The organism is Arcticibacterium sp. GJ41-1 (assembly GCF_055808875.1).
In genome coordinates this window covers 952384-965941 of the sequence record NZ_CM147888.1, presented here as the reverse complement: position 1 = coordinate 965941, position 13558 = coordinate 952384, and the positions used below count along the sequence as shown (strand labels likewise).

7 protein-coding genes are annotated in these 13558 nt (G+C 37.9%); 4 read left to right on the top strand and 3 right to left on the bottom strand.

Going from position 1 to position 13558, the window contains the following annotated elements:
• Window positions 1–110: 110 nt before the first annotated feature.
• The 4 genes from AC0L6O_RS03895 (at window position 111) to AC0L6O_RS03880 (ending at window position 10060) form a co-directional block, all read left to right on the top strand.
• A complete protein-coding gene (locus AC0L6O_RS03895; RefSeq protein ID WP_473306472.1) occupies window positions 111–3212 on the top strand; it encodes a SusC/RagA family TonB-linked outer membrane protein in 3102 nt (1033 codons plus the stop codon).
• Window positions 3213–3242: 30 nt separating this feature from the next.
• On the top strand, window positions 3243–4916 hold the full coding sequence (locus AC0L6O_RS03890) for a RagB/SusD family nutrient uptake outer membrane protein (protein ID WP_473306471.1): 1674 nt from the start codon (window positions 3243–3245) through the stop codon (window positions 4914–4916).
• A 421-nt stretch (window positions 4917–5337) separates the two neighbouring features.
• Entirely contained in the window at window positions 5338–8364 is a 3027-nt protein-coding gene (locus AC0L6O_RS03885; RefSeq protein ID WP_473306469.1) for a SusC/RagA family TonB-linked outer membrane protein, read from the top strand.
• A 13-nt stretch (window positions 8365–8377) separates the two neighbouring features.
• Window positions 8378–10060, top strand: coding sequence for a RagB/SusD family nutrient uptake outer membrane protein (locus AC0L6O_RS03880; protein ID WP_473306468.1), 1683 nt, complete (start codon window positions 8378–8380; stop codon window positions 10058–10060).
• A 56-nt stretch (window positions 10061–10116) separates the two neighbouring features.
• Here AC0L6O_RS03880 and AC0L6O_RS03875 read toward each other — a convergent pair whose 3' ends face one another.
• Genes AC0L6O_RS03875 through AC0L6O_RS03865 form a run of 3 tightly spaced genes read right to left on the bottom strand, consistent with a single transcriptional unit; the run spans window position 10117 to window position 13525 of the window.
• Entirely contained in the window at window positions 10117–10404 is a 288-nt protein-coding gene (locus tag AC0L6O_RS03875) for a DUF6958 family protein (RefSeq protein WP_473306467.1), read from the bottom strand.
• Between the two features lie 20 nt (window positions 10405–10424).
• Window positions 10425–11531, bottom strand: coding sequence for an acyltransferase family protein (locus tag AC0L6O_RS03870; protein WP_473306465.1), 1107 nt, complete (start codon window positions 11529–11531; stop codon window positions 10425–10427).
• Window positions 11532–11566: 35 nt separating this feature from the next.
• Window positions 11567–13525 carry a sialate O-acetylesterase gene (locus AC0L6O_RS03865; RefSeq protein ID WP_473306464.1) on the bottom strand — a complete coding sequence of 653 codons (1959 nt, stop codon included), beginning with the start codon at window positions 13523–13525 and terminating at the stop codon, window positions 11567–11569.
• Between the last annotated feature and the right edge of the window lie 33 nt (window positions 13526–13558).

Sequence of the window (13558 nt, the reverse complement as noted above, 5' to 3'; positions counted from 1 at the left end):
ACAATCGCTACATTTCGCTTGCGTTTACACGCTTGAATCAGACTACTGATTTGAATTATTAATTTTTCAATCCTTTCAAAATCTATTTTGGTTAAAACAACTCTATTTTTATGAAAAAAAACGGACTAAGAAAATCTGTTAGAGCCTTACAATCAAGGATTCTACAGCCTCTTTTAGGTAATTGCAGTATTCTACTGCTCTTATTTGGAATAACCTTGCAATCGGTTGCACAGGTTGCAGGAACGGTTATGGGAGACGACAATTCTTCACTACCAGGGGTCAGCGTGGTTGTCAAAGGCACTACCACTGGAACTACCACTGATGTTAACGGAAAGTACTCTATTAACGCAGGCTCAAACGCAACACTTACCTTCTCATTTGTAGGTTACGAAGCACAGCAAATCTTGGTAGGAAGTCAGAGCATTATTAATGTTACTTTAGCCACTGATGCAGCTTCATTAGACGAAATTGTAGTAGTAGGTTATGGTACGTTAAAGAAAAGCCAAACTACAGGAGCAATCTCACAGATTTCTTCTAAACAAATTAGCGAAATGCCACTTACCAACGTAGGACAAGCACTGCAAGGAAGAGTAGCAGGTGTGGACGTATCACAATCTGGAAGTAAACCAGGTTCTACTCCAAAAATTCTTATTAGAGGAAGAAGATCTTTCAGAGCAAACAACGACCCTCTTTATGTGGTAGATGGAATTCCGATTGCTGGAGGGTATGAAGACTTCAACCCTAACGATGTTCAATCTTTAGAAATACTAAAAGACGCTACAGCTACTGCCATTTACGGAGCTAGAGGAGCAAACGGTGTAGTACTTATTACCACTAAGAGAGGAGCCGTAAAAGGTAAAACCACGGTTTCTTACGACACTTATTTTGGCCAATCTCAAGCCTTAGATAAAATTGAACTTTTCTCTGGAGATGAATTTGCGGAATATGTAAGAGAAGCGTATCGCTCTACTGGAATATATAAAGACGCAAGTGGTAACATTGTACCTACTGGTCAATCTTCTGTAGAAGCAGACAAGACCATTGCGGTATTAGGTGGAGATCCTAGTGTGGCTGCGGGTATTGCTGCTGGCAGAAACACAAACTACCAAGATATGATTCTACAGAACGGCTTTATTCAGAGTCATTCTATTGGGGTACAAGGAGGTACTGATAAAACGCAGTTTTACGTTTCTGGATCTTTCTTTAAAGACAAAGGGATTTCTGAAGGTTTGAACTACACAAGATCTTCTTTAAGAGCAAACGTGGATCATAATATCAATAAGTCTATTAAAATTGGTTTATCATCTTATATGATGCTATCTGACAGAAATGGTGAAAACCTAAACCCATATAGCTTTACGCTAAATCAAAACCCACTAGGTGCTCCATATGATGACGAAGGTAACATCAACTTCTCTCCTACTAACGATGCTCTTTTAACTAACCCACTTGCTGAGATAGTTCCTGGTGCACAGATTGACAACACTAAGTCTTATCGTATTTTCAATAGTATGTTTGCAGAAGTAAAAATCATTGACGGTTTAAAATATAGAATGAACTTTGGCCCTGATGTTGACATTTCTAGAAGTGGTCGCTTTATTGGTTCACAAACTAACTCAAGAAAAGGTGGTGACCCTCAGGCAAGCAGCACCAATAGATTTGGTTTTAACTACACGCTAGAGAATATCCTTAGCTACACTAAGTCTTTCGATAAACATAACTTTTCTGCTACAGCTCTTCACTCTATACAAAGAGACCGTTATGAGCAATATGGCACAAACGTTCAAGGGATTCCTGCTGAATCGCAAGAGTTTTTCAATTTTGGAAATGCTAGCTCGGTAACTGGAGTTTCAAGTGATTTAATAGCATGGACTATTAACTCTTACATGGGTCGTTTAAACTATGACTTTAACGACAAATACCTTCTTACCTTAACATTACGTCGTGATGGTTCTAGTAGATTTGGTGAGAATACTAAGTATGGTAACTTCCCTGGTGTGGCAGTAGGTTGGAATGTCGGCAATGAGAGCTTTGCAAAAGAAATTACCTGGTTAGACCTATTAAAACTAAGAGCAGGATGGGGTAAAGTAGGAAACCAAGCGGTATCGCCTTACCAAACCCAAGGTTTGTTAAGTAGAACTGCTTATGCATGGGATAACACAGCCGCTTTTGGTTACAGACCAAATACTATCGGAAACCCAGATCTTAGATGGGAAAGTTCTGCAACAGCTAACATTGGTTTAGACTTCAGCATGTGGAGAGGTAGATTACAAGGTTCATTAGAACTTTATCAAACCAATACCACTGCCTTACTTCTAGCAGATCAGCTTCCTGGCTCTATTGGCTTTAGTCAAGTTACTAAAAACGTAGGAGAAACTAGAAACAGAGGTATAGAATTAGGTTTCACTACCGTTAATGTAAATTCAACCAGTGGATTTAAATGGACTACAGACTTCCAGTTTACTAAAAACAAAGAGGCTATTATAGAACTTTATAATGGTAAAATAGATGATATAGGTAACAGATGGTTTATTGGCCAGCCGTTAAACTCTTTCTATGATTACAAGAAAGTTGGAATATGGCAGTTAGGAGAAGAAGAACTTGCTAAGTCTTATGGGTCTGCTGTAGGTCAAATTAGAGTGCAAGACACAAATAATGATGGTGTTATAAATGCAGATGACCGTGTACTTAACGGTTCGGATGTTCCTGATTTCTCTGCAGGTCTTACCAACAGACTGTCTTATAAGAACTTTGACCTGTCATTCTTCTTGTTCGGAAGGTTTGGTAATACTATTGTAAGTGGATTCCACCAAAACAATAACTCATTGGCTGGAAGATATCAGCAAATAAAAGTAGACTACTGGACTCCTCTTAACCCTACCAATGAATTCCCTCAGCCTAAGAGTACTCAGGAATTCCCTGTATACAATACTACTTTGATATACTTTGACGGTTCTTTTATCAAGTTGAGAAACATCAACTTTGGATATGCATTAAACCAGTCTCTTGCCAACAAATTAGGCATGGAGTCTTTAAGATTGTTCTCGTCTATACAGCAGCCAGCTATATGGGCTGAGTTCAGATCTAAGTATAACGGTGTTGACCCAGAGGCTGCAATCTCCTCTTCTGAAAACAACCCTATCACAGCTGTAAATAATGGTGTAACGCCAGCCACTAAGGTGTTTACTTTTGGACTTAACGCCAAGTTCTAATTTTTACAAAAATTAAAATAATTGAAGAAAATGAAATTGAATAATATAATAAAGCCCGTAAAACTATTAGCATTAGCGGCTTTACTTTTACCAACGCAATCTTGTGAAGACGTTTTAGACGAAGTTGTAGTTTCTGGTATTGGCAATAATTATATCAACACCCCAAAAGGTTTTGAAGATGCAGTTAATGCGGCATACTCTACGTTGAGATATTATTACGGTACACAACAAGGGCTAACATTGACAGAATATGGAACGGACATTTATGCTACTGGAGCAGATGGTGGCTATAAAGGTTTCCACTTTTATGACCCACAGTTAAACCCATCTGTAAATTACTTGGCAAACGTATGGGATGAATTATATAGAGGTATAAACACCTGTAATGCCATTATAGACAGAGCTCCAGAATCTTCGGTAGCCGCAGAAACTAAAAAACTTAGAGTAGCTGAAGCCAAATTCCTAAGAGCTCAGTACTACTTTATTTTGTTTCAACAGTATGGTGGGGTTGACTTAAGATTATCTGAGACATTGGCTCCCACCAAAGCGACTACTAGAGCTACCGATACAGAAATGTATACCGCTATAATTGCTGACTTCAATGCGGCTATTACTGATTTACCAGCTTCTCAAAGCCAATACGGAAGAGCAACAAAACCTGCTGCAGAAATGGCATTGGCTAAAGTTTATTTAGCTAAGGCCTACTCTTCTTCTAAAGCAAGTGATGATTTTAGCAAAGCAGCAGCATTAAGTCAAAGTGTTGTCAAAAATTATGGTTTTTCCCTATTAGATGATTTTGCAAGTGTTTTTGATGAGAACAATCAGAAAAACTCTGAAATAGTTTTTGCTGTACAATACACCTCAGACCTTCTCACTAACCTTACTAATAATACGAATGCAACAAATGGGGGCAATAACCTTCACTTATTCTTTGGTATGCAGTATGATGTTCAGTCTGGTATGCAGCGTGATGTATATTACGGTCGTCCTTTTAAAAGATTAAGACCTACTACCTATGCACTTGAAACTGTTTTTGGCGAAAGAGTAAATGACTCTAGATACAAAAAGACGTTTAGAGATACTTGGAAATCTAACAAACCAGGCACCTATAACTCTGCCTTTGATGACTCTAAAACAACTTTAAATTTTGCTTCTGGAGATACTACCATATTTATCCCAGGATATGAGATGTCAAAAGAAGAAAGAGCCAAAAGACCTTATCAAGTATTAAATCCGAGTAAGTACTCTGAGGCTTTATTCCCAACACTTACTAAATTCTTTGATACAAAAAGACCTGATATGACTTACGAGTCAGGAAGTAGAGATTATTTTGTATTTAGATTAGCTGATGCATATCTAATGTTAGCCGAAGCTCAACTAGGGGCAGGAAATATTCAAGATGCCACTGATGCACTAAACATGGTAAGAAGAAGAGCAGGATGGCCAGGTAAAAAAGAAGCTATGGTGATTACACCAGCTCAAATGAACATGGAAATGCTTATGGAAGAAAGAGCAAGGGAGCTAGCCGGAGAGCAAACAAGATGGTTAGATTTAAAACGATGGGGCAACCTAGTAGAAAGAGTTAAATTATATAACCCACAAGCTAGAGATTTCATAACTTCAATACACCTTGTACGTCCAATCCCACAAACTCAAATTGATAGATCAGACGCAGGCGTTTTTGCACAAAACCCAGGCTACTAAAATAAAAAAATAGTACATTTCTAATATTCAAAGACACCTTCGCAAATGCGGGGGTGTCTTTTTTTGTGCTATATACATCAAAGTCTTTAGGTTTCGTACCTATATACGCTCTATTCATCTAGATATTAATAGCTTACCCTGAAAAAACAAAACACCTCTTTTAGTAGACAAAATCAATAAGAGTATTAGAAAAGAGCATAAATTGTTCATTCCAAACAATTAAATAAGAAGATCAAAGTGATTTATTAGATTTTCAAAAGGTATTTTTTGACTATTTCTATAAAATTATTTTACGAAAATATTGCAATTTTCTCCTACTCCAACTACCTTACCGACCAAAGATGTTGTAAAAGCACTAATAAGCCTTGAAAACATCATATTACAAACCATTTCATTTTTATTAAACTTAACTCTATTTTTTATGAAAAGAACTAGACTCAGTCGTACTGCTGATTCCTTGAAAAAAAGGATTTGGCAGTTCAGTTTAGCAACTAGCAGCTTCATGCTGTTTTTTTTACTGACCTCTTTGCAATCGGTTGCACAGGTCACAGGTACAGTCGGCGGAGATGATGCTCCAGAATTACCAGGTGTTAGTGTAGTAGTAAAAGGTACTACTATAGGAACCACTACGGATATTAACGGTAAGTACAGTATTGCAGCTCCTGCAAACTCCACACTTACGTTCTCTTTCGTAGGTTATGTATCTCAAGAGGTGGTTGTTGGTAACCAATCTGTAATCAACGTTACTCTTGATACAGATGCTGCCGCTTTAGAAGAGGTAGTTGTTGTAGGTTACGGAACGGTTAGAAAAAGTCAGCTTACAGGTGCAATTAGTACAGTAAAAGCGAAAGACATTACTGACCTTCCTATTGAAAACACGCAGCAAGCTCTTCAAGGAAGAATAGCTGGTGTGGATGTAATGCAAGCAGGTAGTAAGCCGGGAACTCAGCCACGTGTAGTAATTCGTGGTCGTCGTTCATTCAATGCTTCTAACGACCCGCTTTATGTACTAGATGGTATTCCGTTAGCAACAGGAACTGGTGACATCAACCCTAACGATATCGCATCTATGGAAGTATTGAAAGATGCATCAGCCACTGCCATTTATGGTGCTCGTGGGGCAAACGGTGTTGTTCTTATCACCTCTAAAAGAGGGACAAAAGGTAAGCCAGTTGTTTATTACGACGCTTATTATGGTATCTCTAAAGCACATGACATCATTGATTTAATGGATGGTGAGCAATTTGCTGCAACAAAAAGAGAAGCTTATAGACAAGCTGACGGAACTATTCCTGATGATGCTTCTATATTCACAGCTGTGGAATTAGAGAGTATTGCTATGGGGCGTTCTACCGACTATTTAGATGGTCTTCTACAAACTGGTACAAAAATGAATCACCAAATCGGTTTTGCTGGTGGTAATGATCGTTCTCAGTTTTATATGTCTTTAAACTATTATAAAGACAATGGTATTATCCCAAATCAGGACTATAACAGAAATGTTCTTAGAGTAAACTTAGATCATAATATTACCAAAAACTTAAGAATTGGTCTTTCTAGTTTCATGAACTACTCTATCAGAAATGGTGAGAGTTTTAACCCACTTGGAGGTGCATTACGTGAGAATCCATTAGGAAAACCATATAACGATGATGGCACCTTGAATTTCTTACCAACGGAAGATGGTCTTCGTTCAAATCCATTCTCTGAATTAGTAGACGGGGCTATTGTTAATCAAAGAAGAAGCAATAGAATATTTGCTGGTCTATATGCAGAATGGAATATTTTGAAAAACTTGAAATATAGGTTCAACTTTGGTCCTGATATCAGAAATGACAAATATGACAATTTCGCTGGAACCTATACTAACGCTGTTCGTTTAGGACCACCAAGAGCTTCTAACGCAAACGAAGATATATTTAATTACACTGTAGAAAACATCTTATCTTATGACAAAGAACTTTTCGGTAATCATAAATTAAACTTAACTGGTGTACAGTCTTTACAAAAAGACCGTTATGAATCAAGTTTAATAAGAGTAGAAGGAATACCTTCAGAAACGCAGCAATACAACAGCTTAGGGACTGCGGCAACTATCTTAGGTGTTGACTCTCGTCTTGAAGAATGGGCAATCCTTTCTTATATGGCTAGAGTAAATTATGGTATAAACGATAAGTATTTATTTACAGCTACTATTCGTGCTGATGGTTCTTCTCGTTTCGGTGATAACACCAAATGGGGTTACTTCCCTGGTGCAGCTTTTGCTTGGAACATGTCTGAAGAGAGCTTTATTAAAAATGTTCCAGCCATTGACCTTATGAAGTTAAGACTTTCTTACGGTGCTATTGGTAACCAAGCTATTGACCCTTACCAAACTAAAGGACTATTAGGTCAAACAGCCTATAACTTCGGAAGTAGTCAGGCTTTTGGTTATGCACCAGGTACTATAGGTAATCCTGATTTGAAATGGGAAACTTCAACCTCTGCCAATGTTGGTTTAGACTTTAGTTTATTTAGTGGAAGAATTTACGGTTCGTTAGAGTATTACATGACTAACACTAGCGATTTATTACTTCTAAGAAACCTTCCTACTTCTACAGGTTTCTCTGATGTATTTACCAACGTAGGTAAAACAAGAAACTCTGGATTTGAAGGAACAATTAGTACTGTCAATGTATCTAAAGACAATGGCTTCAAATGGAGTACAGACTTCACCTTCTTTACCAACAAAGAGGAAGTAAGAGAATTAGCTCAAGGAAAAGCAGATGACGTCGGAAATGGCTGGTTTATTGGTCAACCTCTTTCTGTAATTTTTGATTACGAACAACAAGGAATATGGCAAACAGATGAAGCTGATTTAGCAGCAAGTTACGGTGGTGTTCCTGGTGAAATCAGAATTGTTGACCAAAATAACGATGGAGCTATCAACGCGGACGATAGAGTAATTCAAGGTTCTGGTGTTCCTAAATTTTCAGGTGGTATCACCAATAGACTTAAGTATAAAAACTTAGATTTCTCTTTCTTTGTCTATGCTCGTTTAGGACAAACGATTAGAAGTAATTATCATACAAGTAATAACTCATTATTTGGAAGATATAACAATATCGACGTGGATTACTGGACTCCAACGAATCCTGTAAATACATTCCCTAAGCCTAACCAAAATCAAGAATTCCCTAAATGGAACTCTTCTTTGAACATCTTTGATGGTTCATTTGTAAAAGTTAGAAACATTAACTTAGGTTATAGCTTCGCTGAGAAGGCCGCTCAAAAACTAGGTATGCAGTCTTTAAGACTATATACTAGTATTCAGCAACCGTTTATATTCTCTTCGTTTATCTCTAAGTATTCTGGAACCGACCCAGAAACTGATTTCGACGACAATATTGATGGCGGTGGTACTCCTGCAACATGGTCTGCGACCTTCGGCCTAAATGTTAAATTTTAAAAAATAAGCAACAATGGAAAATATAAAACAAACACTATTCAGAAAGATGAAGAGTTTAAGAATGGTAGCGTTGCTTCTAGTTACGTTATTAACAGGTCAATCCTGTGAAGATGTCTTAACCGAAAATGTAATCTCCGATATTGGTAATGACTATATTAATTCGCCAGTAGGATTTGAAGATGCAGTAAAAGCTTCTTACTCATTTTTGCGTCAATATTACGCTCAAGAGATGGGTATGACTATGATGCAAATGGGAACTGATACCTATACACATGGTGCCGATGGAAGTTATAAAAAGTATGACCGTTATGAGTCAAACTTAGATGGTAGAGATAATTTTATAAGGGGACTATGGCGTGAGTACTACAAGGGTATTAATACTTGTAATGCAGTAATAGAGCGTGGCCCAAATATCGAGGGTATTAATGCCGCGACTTTAAAAACCAGAATAGCAGAAGCTAAAGCTCTAAGAGCTCACTTTTACTTTGTATTAGTTCAGCACTATGGCGGTTTAGATTTAAGATTAACAGAATCTAGCGGTCCTATTACCGAGATTACACGTTCTTCTGAAGAGGCTGTCTATACACAAATTTTAGCCGACTATGCTGCAGCAATGCCTGATCTTCCTGCTACTAGTGGTGAGTGGGGAAGATATACGCAAATGGCTGTAGAAGCAATGCTTGTCAAAGTTCATATGGCTCGTGCCACACGTTCTTTTGGTGATGGTGCTGCAGACTTTGCAAAAGCAGAACAATACGGAAAAAACGTAATTAATAACTACGATAGAGCATTAGTTTCAGATTACGAGGAACTTTTCCAACTTGGAAACGATGAAAACTCAGAAGCCGTTTTTTCTATTCAGTTTAGTTATGATTTACTTACAGCAGGTGGAACAGGAAACAGATGGCACTTATACTACCTTATGGAATATGATACTCAGCCTGGTATGAGTCGTGTATTAGAAGTAGGTCGTCCTTGGAAACGTTTGAGACCAACTGACTATACGTATAATATAGCTTTTGCTGATAGAGTAAATGACGCTCGTTACGACAAGAGTTTCAAAAAAGTATTCTATGCAACTCGTGCAGGTACTTTCACTACATCTCTTGATAAATCAAAAGACGAAATCACAGTAGCGATTGGCGATACGGCTATTTATATGCCAGGTTTTGAAATGTCTGAAGCCGAAAGAGCAAAACGCCCTTATCAAGTTTATACACCTAGCATGTATCAAGAAAAGCAATTTGGTGTAATATCTAAGTTCTTAGACCCATTAAGAGCTAGTATTAACGAAGTACAAGGTGGTAGAGACTTTATGGTTACTCGTTTAGGGGATATCTACTTAAATGTAGCTGAGTGTTTAATTATGCAAGGTAAAAATGCAGAAGCTGTTGAGTATATAAATCCTATCAGAAGAAGAGCCGCAGTAGCTGGCAGTGAAGCTGCAATGGAAATATCAGCTGACCAAGCTACTATGGAGTTTATTTATGACGAAAGAGCTAGAGAACTTCTAGGTGAAGGTCATAGATGGACAGACCTTAAGCGTTGGGGTAAATTAGTAGAAAGAGTAAAAGCTTATAACCCTAATGGTTCTGTAAACATTGAAGAAAAACATAATTACAGACCAATTCCGCAAGAGCAAATTGACCTTACGGATGGTGGGGATGCTTCTTTCCCTCAAAACCCAGGTTACTAATAATTATTTTAGTTTATAATAAGACGAATAGGGCATCTCCTTTATGGGAGGTGCCTTTATTTTTTTAGGCGAATCACTTGTGGGCTTTTCTTTGGAATTCTTTCTATAATTCCTCTGGCTTCTAAATCGAGTTTAACCGTTACAAAGTACCAGCCCACCTTTCCTTCAAAGCTTGGCTGTAGTTCATCTTTAGCTTCTTCAAATAAGTCAGAAAAGCCAATCTCGGCTCTTTCTTTGAGAGCTGTTAAAATATAATTCTTTAGTGTATTATATTTCTCTAAATCAATATTAACCCCGTTTTTCCCTTGAGGATGAAGCGTAAGTATCTTCTCTGGTTTTGACATAATATCACTACGTTTTACACTTACTTTAGACCAAAAAGCAGGTGTAATAATTTAACTCTCTTTATAATAAACTCATAAAGCACCCAAGTTAAACCAAAAGTCCCCAGCACTAAGACAAACATTTTTATGCCATAATGAATGTTCAAATCCACCAAATAGAAAGCCAAAAGCATCATAACTGTTTGATGCAAAATATAAAAAGGATACACTGCCCTATTCCTATAAGTCAAAAGCTCACTTGGCTTATTAAGATATTTTGAGGCAAAACCAAAGATGGTTAATATCCACGCCCAACAGTTTATCTGTCGAGCTATAGGAATCCAGAAACTCGGGTCTAAATTATACCAAAGCCAAACTAAGCAGGGCAAAGCTACCATTCCTATTACAAGTGAAACGTATCGCAGTTTTTCTACGGTTTGCCAGAAAACCTCTTTAACGCTCACCAAAAGAAATCCGTAAATGAATAAGGTGAAAAACCAAGCCAATGCGTACCAATCTCCTACCAAAGCATGTGTTACAGGGTAATCGCCTTCTAAAAATAGGTCTACCAATATTAAGGGAATAGCAAACAAGTATATCAGTCCAGCCCTTTTCTTGAAGCTTCTTTTCAGAAATAAAACTACGCTATTGTCTTCATTTCTAAGCCAAAGGAATAGCGGCAGAGCGACCAAAGACATCAGAAACAAATAAGGTAAAAACCATAAGTGATGCCAGCTAAAATTCCCATCGGGATATGGTCCTGTATTAAAGATAGAAGGATAGAAATCAAAGAAACTTGTATAAGCGGCTCCATTATAAATACGCTCTAGATAAACCTGCGGTGGTACTATCAACAAAATACCCATCACCAAAGGGATAAAAAGCCGTTTAAATCTTTCAAAAGCAAAGGCCCCTCCACTTTTCTTTGATAAAGCATAACTAGTACCTATACCAGAAACCACAAAAAGTATAGGAAGCCGCCATTGATTCACAAAAATCATTGGCCACTGAATCCAGTCTACAATGACATTATTTTTCAGATGAAAACCCCACTCTACAAAGAGCATTCCTACATGATAAAAAATCAGGATATCGAATACGATAACTCTTATCCAATCAATGTCATGGCGACGTGTTTTAGTATGCATGCTTCATGGATGAACATTTTGGTCAAATGGTTGCTTTATTCAAAATGACTATCCTCTGTAATGCCCTTCCATGAGTCTGTTCTAAACGGAGAGGCTGGAAGGTTTTTTTTATTAAACAAATTGGCGTCTACAGGAGAATTTGACCAGCCGTATCTTACCGCTTTAGGTGCTTTAATCATCGGATGTGAAACCCCGACTGTATTTCCTATAATTTTGGACTCCGCGAAATAGAATTTCTTATCTGCTCCTGCTATTTCAAATCCTTCTAGGTTTCCGTACTTATTATTTACCTTTAAACCTCCTCCAACATTATCAAAGCTTAGAACAGCTCTTTTTCCTTTTACCTTCATGCTTTTAAAAGTAGGCCCGCTAAAAACTATATTTTTACCATAAGCTACCTTTTCTGCAGAAAGTGCCATCCTAAGCCCTACATCTTGCTTATTTCTTGGGTGAATATCTTTCGGGTTACCAATATCAATAGTCACTACTTCGCCCGTTTTTGGGAGTTTTAAGGCCATACTTTGAGCTTCTCTTAGCTCTGCCCAATCTGAACCTGAATTACTGTCATTAAAAGCCCCATAGCTAGAAAGCTGTACCCAGAAAAAAGGCAACTCTTCTTTCCATTTATTTCGCCAGTCATTAATTAAAAGCGGAAAGGCTTTTCTATAATCGTAAGCTCTTCCAGCATTAGACTCACCTTGATACCAAAGAACACCTTTCAAACCTAAACCTACAACTGGTGCTATCATGGCATTGTAACATAACGTTCCCTCATTATTCATCCATGGCTTGTATTTTCTTGGAGCGTCCCAGCTTGGTCTTGCTTTCCAGTCTGAATCCATTAGAGGAATGGATGAATCTGCAAACGAGAGTTTATATTTATCCGCACCGTGGCTTAAACCTAAGTCTGTGTTCTCTGGCCCCCTATTGGCCGAAAACTTAACTAGCAAACTATTTTCGCCTGCTTTCCATACACCATGAGGGATTTTAAATTTAATGAGGTCTTCATGATAGCCCTGATTAACCAATTTCCCATTTACATAAAATGCTATATCGCCCGTGGTTTCTCCAAAGCTTACTTCAGAAATAGACTCGGCTTGCTCTGCAGTAAGTTCTAAGGTCTTTTGAATATAAACAGTACCTCTAAATGATGGTACACCTTTCCAATCCCAACTTCCCATTGGCCCAATAGCTGTCCAATCGGAGAAGTCATAGGTTGGCTTTAAATAATCTTGTTCATTAAGCGTAGTAATGTCAAAGTCCTTAGAACCATGAAAACGTTCAATGGTTTTTTTCTCCATTTTTATGTCTGAAGCTGCCCTGTCAGTTGGCATACTTTCGACATAGTCTTTCAGTACTTCCGATGTCAACATAGCCGATTTGCTTATCCAAGTTTCTACATGCGAGCCTCCCCAAGCGGAGTTTACTAAACCTACTGGCACACCTAAATCTTGTGAAAGTTTTCTGGCAAAGAAATAACCCACTGCCGTAAAATCGCCAACCGTCTTAGGATTACAAACTTCCCACTCCATATCGGAAAAGTCTTTTTCTGGCGTAAAGGCGGTAGCTTTTGGAATTAAAATATGACGAATAAGTGGGTGGTTTCCGTTTTTAACTTCTTCTGCCCAATTATCGACATTCCAAACCTTCCATTCCATATTTGACTGACCAGAGCATAGCCAAACCTCTCCCATCAGAATGTCTGAAAAGGAAACATTTTCATCTCTATCCGAGATTTCCATTGTTAATGGTTTTAAGTCTGCTGAGGCCGAACCTAAAAGTAAAGACCAATTTCCGTCTGTATCCGTACTGGTTTGATATGACTCCCCATTAAACTGCACTTGTACTTTTTCATTTGGTGTATTCCAACCCCAAACATGAATGGGCTTATCTCTCTGAAGAACCATGTGGTCTCCAAAAATATTGGCAACCTTTAATTGAGCAAAAGCGGTAGAGCTCAAAAAGAATAAAAGAAGGCTTAAAATCTTATTCATCGAATTTATGTTTTGGCTTAGGGATAGCAGCGG

Bases quoted from the DNA above. Each gene is read 5' to 3' on its own strand.
- AC0L6O_RS03895 (WP_473306472.1), top strand. From the start codon at position 111: ATGAAAAAAAACGGACTAAGAAAATCTGTTAGAGCCTTACAATCAAGG.
- AC0L6O_RS03890 (WP_473306471.1), top strand. From the start codon at position 3,243: ATGAAATTGAATAATATAATAAAGCCCGTAAAACTATTAGCATTAGCG.
- AC0L6O_RS03885 (WP_473306469.1), top strand. From the start codon at position 5,338: ATGAAAAGAACTAGACTCAGTCGTACTGCTGATTCCTTGAAAAAAAGG.
- AC0L6O_RS03880 (WP_473306468.1), top strand. From the start codon at position 8,378: ATGGAAAATATAAAACAAACACTATTCAGAAAGATGAAGAGTTTAAGA.
- AC0L6O_RS03875 (WP_473306467.1), bottom strand. From the start codon at position 10,404: ATGTCAAAACCAGAGAAGATACTTACGCTTCATCCTCAAGGGAAAAAC.
- AC0L6O_RS03870 (WP_473306465.1), bottom strand. From the start codon at position 11,531: ATGCATACTAAAACACGTCGCCATGACATTGATTGGATAAGAGTTATC.
- AC0L6O_RS03865 (WP_473306464.1), bottom strand. From the start codon at position 13,525: ATGAATAAGATTTTAAGCCTTCTTTTATTCTTTTTGAGCTCTACCGCT.